This is a genomic window from Sphingomonas sp. PP-CE-1A-559, from assembly GCF_004340965.1.
Taxonomy (GTDB): Bacteria; Pseudomonadota; Alphaproteobacteria; order Sphingomonadales; family Sphingomonadaceae; genus Sphingomonas.
This window is the reverse complement of sequence record NZ_SLYA01000003.1, coordinates 346,506-363,022: the sequence shown is the minus strand read 5'-3', so window position 1 is coordinate 363,022 and position 16,517 is coordinate 346,506. Positions and strand designations below refer to the sequence as shown.

General features: G+C 65.4%; 16 protein-coding genes and 2 tRNA genes. 10 read left to right on the top strand and 8 right to left on the bottom strand.

Translation table 11 applies throughout. The annotated features are described in order from the left end of the window. Positions 1-8 precede the first annotated feature (8 nt). Positions 9-962, bottom strand: coding sequence for a complex I NDUFA9 subunit family protein (locus C8J42_RS12030; RefSeq protein ID WP_133020222.1), 954 nt, complete (start codon positions 960-962; stop codon positions 9-11). Positions 963-1,074: 112 nt separating this feature from the next. On the opposite strand from C8J42_RS12030, the gene C8J42_RS12025 reads away from it, so the two are divergent. Further along, a tRNA-Leu gene (locus tag C8J42_RS12025) sits at positions 1,075-1,161 on the top strand. Positions 1,162-1,916: 755 nt separating this feature from the next. Further along, positions 1,917-2,228 carry a hypothetical protein gene (locus C8J42_RS12020; protein ID WP_165895480.1) on the top strand — a complete coding sequence of 104 codons (312 nt, stop codon included), beginning with the start codon at positions 1,917-1,919 and terminating at the stop codon, positions 2,226-2,228. A gap of 369 nt (positions 2,229-2,597) precedes the next feature. On the opposite strand, the gene C8J42_RS12015 is transcribed toward C8J42_RS12020, so the two are convergent. Continuing rightward, positions 2,598-2,671: transfer RNA gene (locus tag C8J42_RS12015), tRNA-Gln, on the bottom strand. A gap of 184 nt (positions 2,672-2,855) precedes the next feature. Between C8J42_RS12015 and C8J42_RS12010 the strand changes: the two genes are divergently transcribed. Both C8J42_RS12010 and C8J42_RS12005 read left to right on the top strand, forming a co-directional pair. Continuing rightward, positions 2,856-3,899 (top strand): Ppx/GppA phosphatase family protein, encoded by a 1,044-nt coding sequence (locus tag C8J42_RS12010; RefSeq protein ID WP_133020467.1) that lies wholly within the window; start codon positions 2,856-2,858, stop codon positions 3,897-3,899. Continuing rightward, positions 3,896-4,567, top strand: coding sequence for an RlmE family RNA methyltransferase (locus C8J42_RS12005; RefSeq protein WP_093398175.1), 672 nt, complete (start codon positions 3,896-3,898; stop codon positions 4,565-4,567). Before C8J42_RS12010 ends, C8J42_RS12005 begins: the two co-directional genes overlap by 4 nt. Before the next feature lie 421 nt (positions 4,568-4,988). Here C8J42_RS12005 and rpoZ read toward each other — a convergent pair whose 3' ends face one another. Further along, complete coding sequence (rpoZ, locus tag C8J42_RS12000; RefSeq protein ID WP_133020221.1) at positions 4,989-5,333, bottom strand: DNA-directed RNA polymerase subunit omega; 345 nt, start codon at positions 5,331-5,333, stop codon at positions 4,989-4,991. A 118-nt stretch (positions 5,334-5,451) separates the two neighbouring features. On the opposite strand from rpoZ, the gene C8J42_RS11995 reads away from it, so the two are divergent. Further along, positions 5,452-6,612: a phosphatidylserine/phosphatidylglycerophosphate/cardiolipin synthase family protein gene (locus C8J42_RS11995; RefSeq protein WP_133020220.1), complete on the top strand. Its 1,161-nt coding sequence runs from the start codon at positions 5,452-5,454 to the stop codon at positions 6,610-6,612. 274 nt (positions 6,613-6,886) lie between these two features. On the opposite strand, the gene C8J42_RS11990 is transcribed toward C8J42_RS11995, so the two are convergent. Continuing rightward, entirely contained in the window at positions 6,887-7,501 is a 615-nt protein-coding gene (locus C8J42_RS11990) for a methyltransferase (protein ID WP_133020219.1), read from the bottom strand. Between the two features lie 181 nt (positions 7,502-7,682). Between C8J42_RS11990 and C8J42_RS11985 the strand changes: the two genes are divergently transcribed. Together C8J42_RS11985 and C8J42_RS11980 are read left to right on the top strand one after the other, a co-directional pair. After that, a complete protein-coding gene (locus C8J42_RS11985; RefSeq protein WP_133020218.1) occupies positions 7,683-8,006 on the top strand; it encodes an antibiotic biosynthesis monooxygenase in 324 nt (107 codons plus the stop codon). Next, positions 8,003-9,313 (top strand): MFS transporter, encoded by a 1,311-nt coding sequence (locus tag C8J42_RS11980; RefSeq protein WP_133020217.1) that lies wholly within the window; start codon positions 8,003-8,005, stop codon positions 9,311-9,313. Before C8J42_RS11985 ends, C8J42_RS11980 begins: the two co-directional genes overlap by 4 nt. 15 nt (positions 9,314-9,328) lie before the next feature. On the opposite strand, the gene C8J42_RS11975 is transcribed toward C8J42_RS11980, so the two are convergent. From C8J42_RS11975 to C8J42_RS11965, 3 genes are all read right to left on the bottom strand, one after another. Then, positions 9,329-9,883 (bottom strand): TetR/AcrR family transcriptional regulator, encoded by a 555-nt coding sequence (locus tag C8J42_RS11975; protein ID WP_243644349.1) that lies wholly within the window; start codon positions 9,881-9,883, stop codon positions 9,329-9,331. Positions 9,884-9,918: 35 nt separating this feature from the next. Further along, entirely contained in the window at positions 9,919-10,383 is a 465-nt protein-coding gene (locus tag C8J42_RS11970; RefSeq protein ID WP_133020216.1) for a DUF1348 family protein, read from the bottom strand. Between the two features lie 127 nt (positions 10,384-10,510). Next, a complete protein-coding gene (locus C8J42_RS11965; protein ID WP_107954274.1) occupies positions 10,511-12,784 on the bottom strand; it encodes a CDC48 family AAA ATPase in 2,274 nt (757 codons plus the stop codon). A gap of 265 nt (positions 12,785-13,049) precedes the next feature. Between C8J42_RS11965 and C8J42_RS11960 the strand changes: the two genes are divergently transcribed. After that, positions 13,050-13,934 carry a LysR substrate-binding domain-containing protein gene (locus C8J42_RS11960; RefSeq protein WP_060526147.1) on the top strand — a complete coding sequence of 295 codons (885 nt, stop codon included), beginning with the start codon at positions 13,050-13,052 and terminating at the stop codon, positions 13,932-13,934. Positions 13,935-14,053: 119 nt separating this feature from the next. Here the strand turns inward: C8J42_RS11960 and C8J42_RS11955 are convergent, their stop codons facing one another. Beyond that, on the bottom strand, positions 14,054-14,512 hold the full coding sequence (locus tag C8J42_RS11955) for a peptidylprolyl isomerase (RefSeq protein ID WP_133020215.1): 459 nt from the start codon (positions 14,510-14,512) through the stop codon (positions 14,054-14,056). Between the two features lie 108 nt (positions 14,513-14,620). Here C8J42_RS11955 and mgtE point away from each other — a divergent pair, with 108 nt between their 5' ends. Beyond that, positions 14,621-16,030 (top strand): magnesium transporter, encoded by a 1,410-nt coding sequence (gene mgtE, locus C8J42_RS11950; RefSeq protein WP_133020214.1) that lies wholly within the window; start codon positions 14,621-14,623, stop codon positions 16,028-16,030. Between the two features lie 31 nt (positions 16,031-16,061). Beyond that, entirely contained in the window at positions 16,062-16,466 is a 405-nt protein-coding gene (locus C8J42_RS11945; RefSeq protein ID WP_056053914.1) for a DUF1489 domain-containing protein, read from the top strand. The last annotated feature ends 51 nt before the right edge of the window (positions 16,467-16,517 follow it).

Below are 16,517 nucleotides of genomic sequence, written 5' to 3'. Positions count from 1 at the left end.
GCGCAGGATCAGGCGACATGGACTTCCGCATGCGTCTCGGCGCGACGACCGAACCGTCCGGCCTTGCGAAAGCGCACCAGCCAGCCCGGCGCGACCGTCGACAATGGCGTCGCCTCGATCCCGAACGCGGCGAGGCCATCGGTGCCGGTGACGATATTGTCGCTCTGCAGCATCGTCCACTGATCCTTGGTGATCGGCGCACCCGGCAGGAAGCCCCCCTTGGCGATCAGCGCGCCGGCAAAGTCCGGCAGCTCGACGATCGAAGGGTTGCGGCCGATCGTCTTGGCGATCCAGCGGATGAGATTGCCCATCGTGATGATGTCAGGCCCGCCGAGTTCGAAGGTCTTGCCGCCGAACGTCTCGGGATCGGACGCCGCTGCCACCACCGCGTCGGCCACGTTGCCGACGAACACCGGCTGGAACTTCGCGCTCGCGCGCAGCACCGGCACGACCGGCGCCTTGGCGATCATCCCGGCAAAGCGGTTCACGAACTGGTCTTCCTGGCCGAACACGATCGATGGTCGCAGGATCGTCGCGTTGGGGAACGCCTCGAGCACGGCCGCCTCGCCCTGCCCCTTCGACTTGCCGTACGCCGACGCGCACTCCGGATCCGCGCCGATCGCCGAGACATGCACGAGCGCGCCGACGCCGGCCTTCGCCGCAGCCTGCGCGACCGTCTGTGCGCCGAGCGCCTGCACCCGCTGAAAATCGCCCGCCAGCACGCCGACCAGGTTCACCACCACGTCCGAGCCATGCACCGCATGCGCGATCGTCTCGGGCTTGGTGACGTCGGCACCGACGAACTGCGTCTGGCCGAGCCCGCCGAGCGGCTTAAGGAAGAACGCCTGCCGCGGATCGCGTTGCGCGATGCGGACGCGCGCACCCGTCGCCAGCAGCGCCTGCGCGACATAGCGGCCGACGAAACCGCCACCCCCGATCAGCGTCACCAGTTTGTCGTTCATCGCGCGTCCGTCCACTTTGTTTTGCCTGCCAATCACGAATAACCCCTTGCCCCAGCAAGAGGCGTGTTGACAAGCATCGCGACCCTCCCCTAGAGGCGCCCTCCTACCCCGTGCCCGGATGGCGGAATTGGTAGACGCACCAGCTTCAGGTGCTGGCGATCGCAAGGTCGTGGAGGTTCGAGTCCTCTTCCGGGCACCACGCTACAAAGAAGCGCGACCGAGCGAGGCGGATCTCAGGATCCGCTCGCGCCGCGCTCGGCTGCTAGGACAACGTTGCCCAGATGTTCTCACCGCAAAGACAGCGGGGGATGGCATGGTGCAGTCAGCAGCGAGCGGAACGCGTTCTCGCGGTGGCTGCGGACGGGTAAGGTGCCATTGGCGCTGGGTCCTGACGGTATCGAACGCAAATTTATCCATGGCATGATCCGGCGGACGGCTGGTTTACCTTCGCGGGTGCGGGACGCCATGACGGATCGAGCAACGGCGATCTGACTAACGCCGGGAACGGTCGCACGTCTTCCTATGTCGGACGCGCTCCAAGGCGCGGGTCGCGGACTGCGGCGCACCCGAAAACCAAAATGCCGCAGGCGAGACCGCTAGCGGGAGTTGGCCGGAGATCAGTAGAGCACGGGTCGGTCGGAATGCCGCCCGCGCGCACTCCGGTTTCGTTGGTGGAGTCGGCCAGGGGCTTTACGATGTCGGGGCGGGAACGGTGACTGGCCCGTGCTGCGCTAACGACAAATCTGGTTACCAAGGCGATTACGTGATCGACCGGGAATGGAAAATAGTCACCGCACCACGCGCACAGTCCCAGATCTCGCGACAATCGGAAGTCTTGGCACAACATCTCCTCATTGGAGGATAGGAAGTTCCTACTCCTGTGCAGAAGATTAAGACCCTAAAGCTCCTAAAGAGGATGAACGTCACCAACATCAAGGTAAGGGTAGTCAAACCATGATAGTTACCCAGATCGCGCACATCATTGCGGATTATGTCGTTTTTCTTGAGCTGACCGAGGAAGAGGAGCTAAACCTTGATACGGCCGTCACGATGATGGAAGCGCTAGCGGACCAGCTCGGAAATTTAGATAAAGATTTTCTACGTGAACTGATCGACGCTTTCGCCATAATCGCCGAGGAATATAGCGGCGAGGCGCAGCGGGTAGTGCGGGATATAGCGCACAACTTTTATCTCGAAGAGGCGCTCGCAGCCGACGATCCGGTGAGACTGGTTCAGTTGGAAGCGCTGCGCGATGCAAGGGAATGAACGCGAGGATATCAGCGCCCCAAGCATGTGAAAGTAACGACGTCGAACAGTCGATACCGCCTTATCGGTGACGCTGGCTGAGAGCGTTTTAGCCGATCTGAGCCCCTGGCTTTGGCCTCGGTGTGCAAATTTCTTGGCGCCAAGGCGGCGTGGAGCATGGCGACTGCGTCTTGCATCGTGACCGGCGGATTCATGTCCCGAGGCGAATTCGGGCAAGCGGCTTCCGTGTCGCCTTACTCGACCGAGTGCAAAACGGCGCTTACCCGACCGAGCAGCCGGTCGACGCATGCAGGGATCATCAAGCGCCAAGGTGCTCGTTGAACTCGTCGTTTGTTTTGGAATGGCCTCGACCGCTCAGGCGGGAGGCGCTGGATGCCCCGTGAGGATTCGAACCTCAATAGGCGGTATCAGAAACCGCAGTCTTACCATTAGACGACGGGGCATCAGCGAGGGCGGGCTCTACGGGCGACCGCCAAGGCTGTCAACGCCAAGATGATGCCGACCCGCCAGTTCGCTTGCGTAATCGCGCCGCCGCGCTACATTCGTGTCCAAGCACCGGGCGGGTATTTTCCCGCGGCGGCAGACATAGATAGCGAGTTTACGGCGATGGGGGATGTTTCCGCCCGAATGCCGTTCCGGCAGGGCAGTCCTGCCCGTCCGGCGGCGACCCGGCCCTCTCGTGGGCGGTGGGCCGATGCGCAGGCGTTTGCCGCGCTCGATCTCGGCACCAACAATTGCAGATTGCTGATCGCGCGGCCGCAGGCTGGCGGGTTCGCGGTGATCGATGCGTTCTCGCGAATCGTCCGGCTGGGGGAGGGATTGGCCTCGACTGGCAAGCTCAGCGATGCAGCAATCGAGCGGACGATCGCGGCCTTGCGCGTGTGTTCGGACAAGCTCCAGCGGCGCAACGTTACCTTGGCGCGGTCGGTTGCGACGGAGGCGTGTCGGCAGGCCTCGAACGGGCCTGCGTTCATCGCGCGCGCGCTCGCCGAGACCGGCATCCATCTCGACATCATTTCCGCCGAGGAAGAGGCGCGGCTGGCGGTGCTCGGCTGCCATGCACTGATCGAGCCGGGGGAGGATCCCGCGCTCGTGTTCGATATCGGCGGCGGCTCGACCGAACTCGTGCTGGTCGATACCTCGACGCCGATCCCGACCGTGCTCGACTGGCATTCGGCGCCGTGGGGTGTGGTGTCGCTGACCGAGCATGCCGGTGGCGGTGAGGGCGAAGGCGGCCGTCGTGCCGCGTATGCGAAGATGCGTCAGGTCGTTGCGGACAGTTTCGCGGAGTTTGCAGCCCGCCTGCCCCGGCATATCGAGCGGCCGCGGCTGCTGGGGACCAGCGGCACCGTCACGACGCTCGGCAGCGTACATCTCGGGCTCAGCCATTACGACCGCTCGGTGGTCGACGGGCTGATCGTACCCGCGTCGGCGATGCGGCGGATCAGTGCCGACCTTTCCCATATGTCGATCACGGAGCGCGCCAAGCTGCCGTGCATCGGCAACGAGCGCGCCGACCTGGTGGTCGCGGGCTGTGCCATTCTGGAGACGATCATGGATTTGTGGCCCGCCGAACGGCTCGGCATCGCCGACCGCGGCATTCGCGAGGGTATCCTGCGCGGCCTGATGGGTTCGCCCAAGCCCGGCAAAGCCACGGGAGCGACGGCATGAGTCGCGGTGGTTCCGGCGGTCATGTCCGCGTGCTCACTGCGCGCAAGCGGACCGCGCAGTCGACGCGCTGGCTCGAGCGGCAGTTGAACGATCCGTATGTGAAGCGCGCCAAGGCCGACGGCTATCGCAGCCGGGCGGCGTACAAGCTGATCGAGCTCGACGAGCGGTTCGAGTTGATCCGCGGGTCGAAGCGCGTGGTCGATCTCGGCCTCGCGCCGGGCGGCTGGGCGCAGGTGATCCGGCGGCGGATACCCAAGGCGACGGTCGTGGGCATCGACCTGCTCCCGGTCGATCCGATCGAAGGCGTGACGATCTTCGAGATGGATTTTCTCGACGATGCAGCCCCTGGCAAGCTGATCGAGGCTCTGGGCGGCGCGCCGGACCTGGTGCTGTCGGACATGGCGGCCAATACGGTCGGGCATCCGCAGACCGATGCCTTGCGGACGATGGCGCTGGTCGAGACGGCGCTGCACTTTGCCTGCGAAGTGCTGGAGCCAGGCGGGACGTTCGTGTCGAAGGTCTTCGCGGGCGGCGCGGATTCCGAGCTGGTCGCGGAGATGAAGCGGAACTTCAAGACCGTGAAGCATGCCAAGCCGCCGGCTAGTCGTAAGGGATCGGTTGAGTGGTTCGTGGTAGCGCAGGGGTTCAAAGGCCGAGACCCGAAATAGCGCTGCTATTTCGGACCAGTCGAAAGCCCGGCCAGCGTTGCGTAGCAACGACTGACGACGCGGCTTAGCCGTAGCGCTCTGCCTAAGGGTGGTCGCAAGCAATGCGGCTGGAATGAATCATAAGCATGGTTCCCCGCGAAGGCGGGGATCCAGACTGGGCTCCCGCCTTCGCGGGAGAACAAGGAGAGGGCGTGGGTCGGCGGTTTGCCTGAAGCACGTGCCCTCAACCTTCCCACGGCAAGTGCCGCGGGCCCCTTCCCTCTCCCCCTCAGGGAGAGGGTATAAAGAAAAAGCCCGCGGACTTGGGTCCACGGGCTCTGTCTATCTCGCGCGCCGCGGCAAAGCCGCGTCGTCGGCCGGGCTATGCCCGCCGGCCGGGGTTTCGGCCAAGCCGCGAATTAGCTTTCGCTAATCCCCTGCCTCAACCCTCGTAATCCGCCCCGAGATTCTGGTTCCGCGGCGGCGCAGCGGCGGTAAGCCGCAGTGCCTCGGCCGAGGCGGCCAAGCTGCCGACGGCATCGACCTCGTCGTCGTCGTCGACGCGAACCTTCTGCAGGCCCTGGATGACCTGTTCCTTGAGATGCGTCGGCTTGACGTTCTCGTCGGCGATCTCGCGCAGCGCGACGACCGGGTTCTTGTCGCGGTCGCGGTCGAGCGTCAGTTCGGCGCCGCCCGAGATTTGGCGCGCACGCTGGGCCGCGAACAACACCAGGTCGAACCGGTTGGGGATCTTGTCGACACAATCCTCGACGGTAACGCGCGCCATGCGGCTTCCTTCGTAACAACGATAGAATGAGAATGCGTCGCCTACGGGGGATGGCCTGCAAAGTCAAGAAATGCGCCTTGGCTTGCCTCCGGTGCCCGCCATGTCCATCAGGCTGCCCATGGAAGATCCAGCAGACCAGCCGACTTTCAGCGTCGACGGCAACCAGATGACGCTGCTCGATACCGGCCCCCGCCGCCTCGGCGCGGTGCTCGCGCTGATCGACGGCGCCGAGCGAACCCTGCGCATCCTCTATTATATATATGCCGACGACGAGTCCGGAAAGCGCGTCAACGCCGCGCTCATTGCCGCCGCCAAGCGCGGGGTCGAGGTCGCGCTGATCGTCGACGGGTTCGGTAGCGACGATGCCCCATACGCCTTTTTCGAACCGCTCGAAGCCGCCAACGTGTCGGTATGCCGGTTTTCCGCACGGTTCGGCCGCCGCTACCTGCTCCGCAACCATCAGAAGCTCGCGCTTGCCGACGAGACGCGGATCATCATCGGCGGCTTCAACATCGAGGATGATTATTTCGGGACTGCCGCAGAGCAGGCGTGGCGCGACCTGGGTTTGCTGGTTGAGGGTCCGGCGGCGGGGCGGCTGGCCGGCTATTTCGATGCGCTGAAGGAGTGGATCCATGAGCCGAAGGGCAAGCTGCGGCGGCTGAACGCGGCGCTGTCTCACTGGAGCGAGACCAAGGGCGCGACCCGCTGGCTGATCGGTGGACCGACGCGGAAACTGTCGCCCTGGGCTCGCGCGGTGCGCGACGACATGCGACGCGGGCGGCGGATCGATATCATCGCCGGGTATTTCACGCCTAGCCCCGCGCTGCTGCGTCGGCTCGATAAGGCCGGGCGGCGGCAGGCCGAGGTCCGGGTCGTCACGGCGAGCAAATCCGACAACAACGCGACGATCGCCGCCGCGCGCTTCACCTATGCCGGGCTGTTGCGCAAGGGCGTGCGCCTGTTCGAATACCAGCCGACCAAGCTGCACACGAAGCTCTACGTGATCGACGACGCCGTCCATATCGGCTCGGCGAACTTCGACATGCGCAGCCTGTTCATCAATCTCGAACTGATGCTGCGGATCGAGGATGCGGCGTTCGCAGCGCATGTCCGTGGGTATATTGACGGTGAGGTGGCGAAGTCGGTCGAGGTGACCAAGGAACTGTACCAGGCGAACACCGGGTGGGTGCAGCGATTGAAGCAGTTTGGCGCGTATTTCGTGGTGGCGGTGGTCGACCCGAGCTTGTCGCGTGGACTTAATTTCGGGATCGACGAGTAGAGGGTCGGGGGACATCTAATTTCTCCCGTCATCCTGACGAAAGTCAGGACCCAGGGTCGAGAACGCTATCCTGATTGGCTCTGGGTCCTGACTTTCGTCAGGATGACGGAGAGGATTTGGACGAGGTTTCCGTTTACCTGACTTGGAGCAACACTAGCGCCGACGGCAAAGCCGCCGTCGGACGGGTTCGGCTAGTTCTAGCCGACCCGCCGGCCGGGCCTGAAGCTGCGCGGCGCTTTGCTTGCGCATCGGCGCGGACGTCGCCGCGCCTGCTTCAGTCCTTCCAAGCCCAATACAATTGCGCCGGCGGCACGTTCCACCACTCCATGTCGTGATCGATCGACTCGAAATGCGGCGTCAGGAAGTCCTTCACCTTGGGCGAGAACTGATAGACCAGGAATGCACCGCCAGTCCGCAGCACAGAGTGCGTCGCAGCCGCGATCGCCGGGCCGACACCGGGGGGCAGCGTCGAGAAGGGCAGACCCGAGAGCACGTAATCCGCCTTTTCGAAGCCGTGGTCGGCGACGATCGTCTCGACCTCGTCCGCCGACCCCAGCACCGCGAAGAAGCGTGGGTCGGTGATCGTGTGGCGCAGATACTGGATGAATTCGGGGTTCGTATCGATCACCACCAGCTTGGCGTCGGACGCCATCCGGTCGAGGATCGGGCGGCAGAACGTGCCGACGCCCGGGCCGTATTCGACGAATAGCTTGCAGTTCGCCCAGTCCACCGGACCCAGCATCTTGCGGATCAGCTTGTCCGACGACGGCACGATCGACCCGACCATCACCGGGTGTTTCAGGAACCCTGAAAAGAACATCTGCCACGGGGACGGCACGCCGGCTGGTCGGCTGCGTGCACGCCGGGTGGCGGTGGTCGAACTGGGCATCGCGTTCCTTACGGTCAGGGGTCCCGCACGCTGGCGAGGCTTTGGCCCTCCCGTCGCACGAATTCCGAACGCGTTTCAAGGGCCGCAGGTTGCATCGGGCGACGAACCGAAGCGGAAGTCGTGCTGCGCCAAGTGGTTCTGGCAGCTTTGCCAAGCGTACGGCATCGCTTAAGCACGGATCATGAACGACGATCGGGCAGGACAGATTGCAGTTATTTTCGTGTCGGTCCGTAACGACGCGGACGCCGCCGGGTATGGCGAGGCCGCCATGGCCATGGACGCGCTAGCCGCAGCTCAGCCTGGCTATCGCGGCGTCGACAGCGCGCGCGAGGCGGGCGGCATGGGGATCACCGTCAGCTATTGGGCAGACGACGCCGCGGCGATCGCGTGGCGCGACCATCCCGAGCACACTGCGATTCGGGAGTTCGGGCGAGCGTTCTGGTACGACAGCTATTCGGTCAACGTCGCGCGGATCGAGCGTGCCTATGAGTGGCAACGGCCATGACCGGCGTATCGACAGACGGCCCGAAGATCGACCGCCGCTTCGCGCTGATGTTCCTCGTGATGCTGACGATCGCCGCCGGAAACACCGCGCTGCAATCGGTGCTGCCCGCTCTCGGGCGGTCGCTCGGGGTTGCCGACAGCGCAGTCGCGGCGGCGTTCTCGGTGTCGGCGTTGCTGTGGGTGATCGCAGCGCCGTTCTGGGCGAACCGGTCTGACAAGCACGGCCGGCGCGCGATGATCCTGCTCGGCGTCGGTGGGTTCAGCGTGTCGCTGACCTTGTGCGGCGTGTTCCTGCTAGCCGGGATCAACGCCTGGATCGGCGGCACGACCGCGTTCCTGTGCTTCATTGGCGGGCGACTGATCTACGGGACGTTCGGTGCGGCCGCACCGCCGGCTGTGCAGGCGCTCGTGGCTGGCGAGACAACGCGGGAAGAGCGGACCAAGGCGCTGACATTGCTCGCCTCGGCGTTCGGGCTCGGCACCATCCTGGGGCCGGCGATCGCGCCGTACCTGATCCTGGGCTCGCTCGGCGGGGTCGAGATCGGGCTCGCCGGCCCCGCGTTCCTGTTCGCGGTGTTCGGCGTGGCGGTTTGGATCACGGTGCGGCGGATGCTGCCCGACGACAAGATCGTCGCCCCGCACGAGACGCACGGCGCGAGTTCGGCCTATCCCTCGATCGGCGGCGCCCCGACCGGCGCGTCGGTCGCCGCCGCGACCGGATCGCATGTCGAGCATGTGGGGTATACCGATCCCCGCATCCGCGCGTGGATGATCGCCGGGCTGGTGATGGGCCACGCGCAGGCGATGACGGGGCAGGCGATCGGCTTCCTAGTGATCGACCGCCTCCACCTCGCCCCCGCCCTCGCGCTGGAGCCGACCGGCATCGTCCTGATGATGGGCGCAGGCGCCGCGCTGCTCGCGCAATGGGGCATCATCCCGCGCCTCAACATGACCCCGCGGCAACTCGTGCTGACCGGTCTCGTACTCGCGGCCGTCGGCACAGCGCTGACCGGCATCGCCACGTCGCTTTACACGATCGCGACCGCCTATGCGCTGGCAAGCCTAGGCTTCGGCTTCACGCGACCGGGGTTTACCGCCGGGTCCTCGCTCGCGGTCGGCGCCAACGCGCAAGGCTCGGTCGCGGGCAAGGTGACGTCGATCAACGGCGCGAGCTTCGTACTGGGGCCCTCGATCGGGGTCGGCCTGTACGAAGCCCAGCACTCCCTTCCCTATCTGGTCGCGGGCGCGGCCTGCGTGGTGATGATCGCCTATGCCTGGGTTTCGCTGCGTGATGCGAAGGACGTTTAGGCTGGGTCAGGCCGGTTACGCACCGGACCTGCCATGACATGCCACCGCGTCGAGCAATATCCCTTCTAGCCGACGGACGATCCGCACGAATGCGGTCTCCTCACCCAACGCGCGCGCCAGTACGATCGCGCCCTGAACCCCTGCAACCGTGTCTTCGGCGAGACGCAGGGCCAGCAGTGACGGGATAGCGCTTGCTTCGAGGCAGCGCGCCAAGGCCGATATCCAGCGCGCGAAATACCCGCTGATCCGGACTGCGAAAACGTCACCGGAGGCGCCCAGACCGAGCCAGCCGACGAGGCAGACCTTCCCCCCGGACTGGAAATACGCCGTCACGTCCTCGATCATGGCGGTGATTGCCGAAGCCGGATCGCTCGCCCGCTCCAGCGGCACGAAGATCGTCGTGGCGAACCAATCGTCTATCTCGGCGAGGACGGCGTCCATCATCTCCGCCTTCCCGCCGGGAAAGAAGTTGTAGAGGCTGCCCTTGCCGAGCCCGGTCGCCTTCGAGAGCGTCGCTAGGCTGGCCCCCTCGAAGCCGTGTTCGCGAAACGCCTCGGCCAGTGCCGGCAAGGCGTCGGCGCGATCGGTCAGGACGCGCTTGGCGGTCAGAGGCCGAGATCGCTCAACGAGGGATGGTCGTCGGGGCGACGGCCGAGCGGCCAATGGAACTTGCGGTCGCCGTCCGCGATCGCGCAGTCGTTGATCGAGGCGATGCGGCGCGCCATCAGCCCGGCGTCGTCGAACTCCCAATTCTCGTTGCCATAGGATCGGAACCAGTCGCCGGCGTCGTTGCGCCATTCATAGGCGAACCGCACCGCGATCCTGTTGCCGTCATGCGCCCAGACTTCCTTGATCAGGCGATAGTCGAGTTCCGCCGCCCATTTTCGCGTCAGGAAAGCGACGATCGCCTCGCGACCGGTCAGGAACTCAGCGCGGTTCCGCCAGACGCTGTCGGCCGTGTAGGCCAGCGACACCTTGTCCGGATCGCGACTGTTCCACGCGTCCTCGGCCATGTGCGCCCTCTGCGCGGCGGTCTCATGCGTAAACGGAGGCAGTGGCGGTCGTGACATGGCGGCACCTATCGATCAACTTGTACCGAATGGTACAACATCGCCGTGATGCGTGCAACGATGATCCCGGTGGCAAGCTCGATACGCCTCGCTCCCCACCCGGCGGGAACCGGGTGGGGAGCGAGGATCAGTCTTCCGCCTTGCTGGGGAACGCGAAGCCCAGGGGCTGGATGGCCGTCGCGTCCTGCTTCAGGCGGGCGGCCATCTGTTCGTATTCGCGTTCCGTCTCTGGCGTGACGCTGGCGCGCGACTCCTTCAGCGCGCCCTCGAAGTCGGCCATCGTCACGTCGGTAGAATCGATCGAGCGGCGCAACGCCACCAGGCCGGCACGGCGGACGACGTCCTCCAAATCCGCACCCGAGAAACGGTCGGTGCGGTCGGCGAGGCGATCGAGATCGACGTCGGACGCGAGCGGCATCTTCTGCGTCTGGATGCCGAGGATGCGGCGGCGGCCGGCCTTGTCGGGGACGCCGACATAGACGAGTTCGTCGAACCGGCCGGGACGCAGCAACGCCGGGTCGATCAGGTTGGGCCGGTTGGTCGCGCCGATCACGACGACCGACTGCAACTCCTCCAGCCCGTCCATCTCCGCGAGGATCGTGTTGACGACGCGTTCGGTCACCTGTGGTTCGCCCGCGCCAGAACCCCGCGCAGGTACCAGCGAATCGAGTTCGTCGATGAAGATCACGCACGGTGCGACCTGGCGTGCGCGCTGGAACAATCGGGCGATCTGCTGTTCGCTTTCGCCATACCATTTGCTGAGCAGGTCGGACGATTTGGTAGCGATGAAGTTCGCCTCCGCCTCGCGCGCGACCGCCTTGGCGAGCAACGTCTTGCCGGTGCCGGGCGGGCCGTAGAGCAGGAAGCCCTTGGCCGGGCGGATGCCGAGCCGGCGGAACGCGTCGGGGTTCTTGAGCGGGAGTTCGACGCCTTCCTTCAGCCGCATCTGCGCATCGTCGAGACCGCCGACGTCCGCCCACCGCACGGTCGGCGCCTGCACCATGACTTCGCGCATCGCCGAGGGCTGGACGCGCTTTAGCGCCCCCAGGAAATCTTCGCGCGTGACCGACAGTTCGTCGAGCACCTCGGGCGGGATCGTCCGCTCCTCGAGGTTGAGCTTGGGCATGATCCGGCGGACCGCCTCAATCGCCGCCTCGCGGGTCAGCGCGGCGAGATCGGCGCCGACGAAGCCGTAAGTGGTACGCGACAGCTCATCGAGATCGACGCGGTCCCCCAGCGGCATGCCACGCGTATGGATGCCGAGGATCTCGCGACGACCGCGCTCGTCCGGCACGCCGACGACGATCTCACGGTCGAACCGGCCCGGACGACGGAGCGCTTCGTCGATCGCTTCGGGACGGTTTGTCGCCGCGATCACGACTAGGTTCGCACGCGATTCGATGCCGTCCATCAACGTCAGCAACTGCGCAACGAGACGCTTTTCCGCCTCGCCGGACACTTGGCCACGCTTCGGCGCGATCGAATCGATCTCGTCGATGAACACGATCGACGGCGCTGCCTTCGCGGCTTCTTCGAACACTTCGCGGAGGCGCGATTCCGATTCGCCATAGGCCGAGCCCATTATCTCGGGGCCGTTGATCAGGAAGAACTGCGCGTCGGATTCGTTGGCGACGGCACGCGCAAGGCGCGTCTTGCCGGTGCCGGGAGGGCCGTGGAGCAACACGCCCTTGGGTGGGTCGACGCCGAGCCGCTGGAACAATTCGGGGTAGCGGAGCGGCAGTTCGACCATCTCGCGCAACTGGTCGATCGTCTGCGCCATGCCGCCGATATCGTCGTAGGTGACGTCGGCGCGGCGCGCCGCCTGCGGCTCCTCGTATTCGGAGCGGAGTTCGATCTCGGTATTCTCGTCGATGTGGACCACGCCCTTGGGGCTGGCGGCGATCACCGCGAGGCGGATCTCCTGGAGCGCGTACGCCGGCGCGTTCATGAACTGCTGGACGCCCGGCGGCATGTTGCCGACACGCTGGTGCCCCGCAGTCGCGACGATGTCGCCCTGGCAGATCGGCCGGCCGAGGAAGGTGCGCTTGAGTGCGTTGGTCGAACCCTGGAGGCGGAGGTTCTGCTGCGCTGGGGCGAACACGACGCGCGTCGCCGGCTTCGACTCGGCTTTCCGCACCTCGACGAAATCACCCGAACCGACACCGGCGTTCGCGCGCTGGAGGCCATCGAGGCGGAGGATGTCGAGACCCTCGTCCTCCGGATACGGGCCGACGGCGCGCGCGGGTGTGTTCTGCTTGCCGAGAATCTCGATGACATCGCCTTCGCCGATGCCGAGCGTCGCCATCAGCGCGCGCGGCAGGTGCGCCAGGCCGCGGCCGCTGTCTTCGGGACGCGCGTTGGCGACCTGAATTTTGCGCGTGGGGATTTCGCTATCGGCCATGTCGACTCCATTCGATCTCGTAGCGTCCGAGATAGGGGGCCGGTTCCAGCCTTGTCAGGGGTTGAAAACACAAAAAAAGGGCCGGCCAATGAAGGCCAGCCCATGAAAGTTTTTAGGAGAGGATGCCTGAAAGGCGAGGTCTTTTTGCGTCGAGACGGTTCGTGTTGCAAGTGCGAAGGGATCAGCTACGATTGCGCTAACTGCAATCGCATGCATGAATGCGTCCAGCGGTTGTTGTCACACTTGTCGAGTCGAAAGAGGAATCATGCGCAGGCTGCCGCCACTGGGGGCTATCGAGGCGTTCGTGCAGGTCGCGCGGCTGGGGTCGATCAAGGCCGCCGCCGAGGATCTGGCACTGTCCGCACCTGCGCTCAGCCGGCGCGTGCAAAGCCTGGAGCGATTCATCGCCAAGCCGCTGTTCGCGCGGCGGCATCAGGCGATGGTGCTGAATGCGGATGGCGAGCGGTTGCTCGCGCAGATCGCACCGGTGCTTGATTCGCTGTCGGACGCGGTCGAATCGCTGACCAGCACGACCGAAGTGCTGCGGCTGCGTCTCGGAATCCTGCCGCTCTATGCGTCCCAAAAGCTGTTCCCCAAGCTGGGCGAGTTGCGCACGTCGCATCCCGAACTGCATCTCGATATCGATACCGCGGCGCATCTGGTGTCGCGGCTCGGCGATGGACTGGACGCGGTGATCGCCCTGTCGCGCGAGATCGATCCTGCATTCTATGCGCGGCGGCTCGATCGGAACTCGGTGTATGTGATCGGGGCAAGAAGCCTGCTGGAGCGCGCGGATCCGGTCACGCGGCCCGAACAGTTATCGACGCTGACGGCGCTGGTGCACCGCGACATGACGGATACGTTCACGGCGTGGCGGACGGCGGCGGGGCTCGACGATATCGAGCCGCTGGCGATCGATCATTTCGATTCGGGGGCGCTGATGCTGGAGGCAGCCGCGCAGGGGCTCGGCGTCGCTTTCATGCATGCGAGCCATTTCGAGGATGCGAACGATCCGCGGCTCGTGCGGCTGTTCGATATCGAGGTGGAGAGCCCGTACAGCTACTGGTTCGTGTGCCGCCCGCGGGCGTTGCAGACCAAGCCGGTGAAGCTGTTCCATGACTGGCTTATACGGACGGTGGCGGAGGTCTAACCGCTACTCTCCTCCCGCTTGCGGGAGGGGTCGGGGGGGGGCGTGCCTCACTGACCAGACGCCAGTACGTACGTCGCGCCCTCCCCTAGCCCCTCCCGCGAGCGGGAGGGGAATTCAGCTCAGGCCGCCCGTGCCTTGACGATCTTGCCCGGCGAACGCGGGGGCTCGCCCTTCGGCAGCGCGTCGATCAGGTCCATGCCGTCGGTGACTTCACCCCAGACGGTGTACTGCTTGTCGAGGAAGCGCGCGTCGTCGAACACGATGAAGAACTGCGAGTTCGCCGTGTCGGGCTGGTTCGTGCGTGCCATCGAGCACACGCCGCGGACGTGCGGCTCGGCCGAGAATTCCGCCTTGAGGTTGGGCTTGCTCGACCCGCCGGTGCCGTCGCCGCGACCGCCGTCACCGCCCTGCGCCATGAAGCCCGGGATCACGCGGTGGAAGGGAACGCCGTCGTAAAAGCCTTCGTTCGCCAGCTCGACGATCCGCTCGACGTGCTTGGGCGCCAGATCGGGGCGCAACTTGATCGTGACGTCGCCGCCATCGAGGGTCAGCGTCAGCGTTTCGGGGGTGTCAGCCATTCATGTTCTCCTGAATTGATGCGCGGCAGATAGGGAGCCGCACTCCGACTGGCAAATGCGCGCCGGCCGCGTTAGGGCCCAACCGCGCATCTTTTAAGGGAGGCAGCCATGAGCGAACTCGAGCTTCCCGAGGTCGAAACCGACACCCAGCCCGAAAACCAGCTCGATCGCGACGACCATCTGCGGCCCGAATTCGTGCGGGCGGTGCTCGATGCGGTGGAGGACGGCGACGACGAGGCGGCGCGTACGCTGGTCGAGCCGTTGCACCCGGCCGACATCGCCGATCTGTTCGAGCTGACTCCACAACAGGATCGCGCCGCGCTGGCGCGGGCTGTCACCGACCTGCTCGACGGCGACGTGTTCGCCGAGATGAACGATTACGTCCGCGAGGATCTGATCGATGCGCTCGAGCCGCACCAGGTCGCCGATCTCGCCTCCGAACTCGATACCGACGATGCCGTCGCGATCATCGAGGACATGGACGAGGACGAGCAGCGCGCGGTGCTGCGCGCGCTCGACCCGGACGACCGCGCGGCGATCGAGGAGGCGCTGAGCTACGCCGAGGAGTCCGCCGGTCGCCTGATGCAGCGCGAGCTGATCGCGGTGCCCGAGCATTGGACCGTCGGCGACGCGATCGATTACCTCCGCGGGCATGAGGAGCTGACGACCGATTTTTGGGAGATCTTCGTCGTCGACCCTGCGCACAAGCCGATCGGCACGTGCCAGCTGTCGTGGATGCTGCGGACGCCGCGCGGGATCGCGATCGCCGACGTGATGAAGCGCGAGCAGACGCTGATCCCGGTCGACATGGATCAGGAGGAAGTCGCGCTGCGCTTCCAGAAATACGCGCTGATCTCCGCCGCGGTGGTCGATCATGGCGGCCGGCTGGTCGGGATGATCACGGTCGACGACATCGTGCACATCATCTCCGAAGAGGCGGGCGAGGATACCCTGCGTCTGGCGGGCGCCGGCGATGGCGACATCAACGAGCCGATCCGGCTGACGGTGCGGACGCGATTCACGTGGCTGGTGGTCAATCTCGGCACCGCGATGGTCGCGTCGTCGGTCGTGGGGCTGTTTCAGGGGACGATCGCGAGCTTTGCATTGCTCGCGGTGCTGATGCCGATCGTCTCGGGGATGGGCGGCAACGCGGGGACGCAGACTCTGGCCGTGGTGGTGCGTGCGCTCGCGACCAACCAGCTGACGAGTTCGAATACCGCGCGGATGATCGGGCGCGAGTTCCGCATCGCCACCGCCAATGGCGTCATGCTGGGCGCGCTGATCGGACTCGGGACGTATGTTATCTTCCGCAATACCGACCTATCGCTGGTGATCGCAGCGGCGATGCTGGTGAATAATATCACCGCGGGGCTGAGTGGCGTGCTGGTACCGGTGACGCTCGACAAGTTCCGGATCGACCCTGCGGTGTCGTCGGCGGTGTTCGTGACGACGATGACCGACACGATGGGATTCTTCTCGTTCCTCGGGCTCGCGTCTTTGTGGGGTCTGCACGGTTGATCGTCCGGTATTAACGCCCATTTCCAACGCTATGCCGCTCCACCTCACCAAAGTCGCGTTCGGCGCGGAAAGCGTCGACCACCTCGCCGAGCGGCTCCGGCTGCGCGGCGAGGAAGGGCCGGTGTTTCTCACCACGCGCTACCTGCCCAAGCGGCATGAGGAGGTCGCGGGCCAAGGCTCGATGTTCTGGATCCTCAAGCACCAGCTGATCGCCCGCTCGCCGATCCTCGGGTTCGGCGAGGCGGAAGAGGGTCGCGTCGCGATCCACATCGATCCGAAGCTCGTCCTCGTGCAAGCGCGGCCAAAGCGCGCGCATCAGGGGTGGCGGTATCTTGAGGGTGCGGATGCGCCGCTCGATCTGGGTGGCGATGCGACCGGGCTGGACGTAATGCCGCCCGCGCTGATGACCAAGCTGGCGGAATTGGCGCTCATTTAAAGGGGTGCGGCCCAGAACTCGTGAGGTTCATCCCACCCGACGATAAACTCC

Bases quoted from the DNA above. Each gene is read 5' to 3' on its own strand.
- C8J42_RS12030 (WP_133020222.1), bottom strand. From the start codon at position 962: ATGAACGACAAACTGGTGACGCTGATCGGGGGTGGCGGTTTCGTCGGC.
- C8J42_RS11970 (WP_133020216.1), bottom strand. From the start codon at position 10,383: ATGTCACGACCGCCACTGCCTCCGTTTACGCATGAGACCGCCGCGCAG.
- C8J42_RS11980 (WP_133020217.1), top strand. From the start codon at position 8,003: ATGACCGGCGTATCGACAGACGGCCCGAAGATCGACCGCCGCTTCGCG.
- C8J42_RS12005 (WP_093398175.1), top strand. From the start codon at position 3,896: ATGAGTCGCGGTGGTTCCGGCGGTCATGTCCGCGTGCTCACTGCGCGC.
- C8J42_RS11955 (WP_133020215.1), bottom strand. From the start codon at position 14,512: ATGGCTGACACCCCCGAAACGCTGACGCTGACCCTCGATGGCGGCGAC.
- C8J42_RS11965 (WP_107954274.1), bottom strand. From the start codon at position 12,784: ATGGCCGATAGCGAAATCCCCACGCGCAAAATTCAGGTCGCCAACGCG.
- C8J42_RS11960 (WP_060526147.1), top strand. From the start codon at position 13,050: ATGCGCAGGCTGCCGCCACTGGGGGCTATCGAGGCGTTCGTGCAGGTC.
- C8J42_RS12020 (WP_165895480.1), top strand. From the start codon at position 1,917: ATGATAGTTACCCAGATCGCGCACATCATTGCGGATTATGTCGTTTTT.
- C8J42_RS11995 (WP_133020220.1), top strand. From the start codon at position 5,452: ATGGAAGATCCAGCAGACCAGCCGACTTTCAGCGTCGACGGCAACCAG.
- C8J42_RS11985 (WP_133020218.1), top strand. From the start codon at position 7,683: ATGAACGACGATCGGGCAGGACAGATTGCAGTTATTTTCGTGTCGGTC.
- mgtE (WP_133020214.1), top strand. From the start codon at position 14,621: ATGAGCGAACTCGAGCTTCCCGAGGTCGAAACCGACACCCAGCCCGAA.
- C8J42_RS11990 (WP_133020219.1), bottom strand. From the start codon at position 7,501: ATGCCCAGTTCGACCACCGCCACCCGGCGTGCACGCAGCCGACCAGCC.
- C8J42_RS11945 (WP_056053914.1), top strand. From the start codon at position 16,062: ATGCCGCTCCACCTCACCAAAGTCGCGTTCGGCGCGGAAAGCGTCGAC.
- rpoZ (WP_133020221.1), bottom strand. From the start codon at position 5,333: ATGGCGCGCGTTACCGTCGAGGATTGTGTCGACAAGATCCCCAACCGG.
- C8J42_RS12010 (WP_133020467.1), top strand. From the start codon at position 2,856: ATGCCGTTCCGGCAGGGCAGTCCTGCCCGTCCGGCGGCGACCCGGCCC.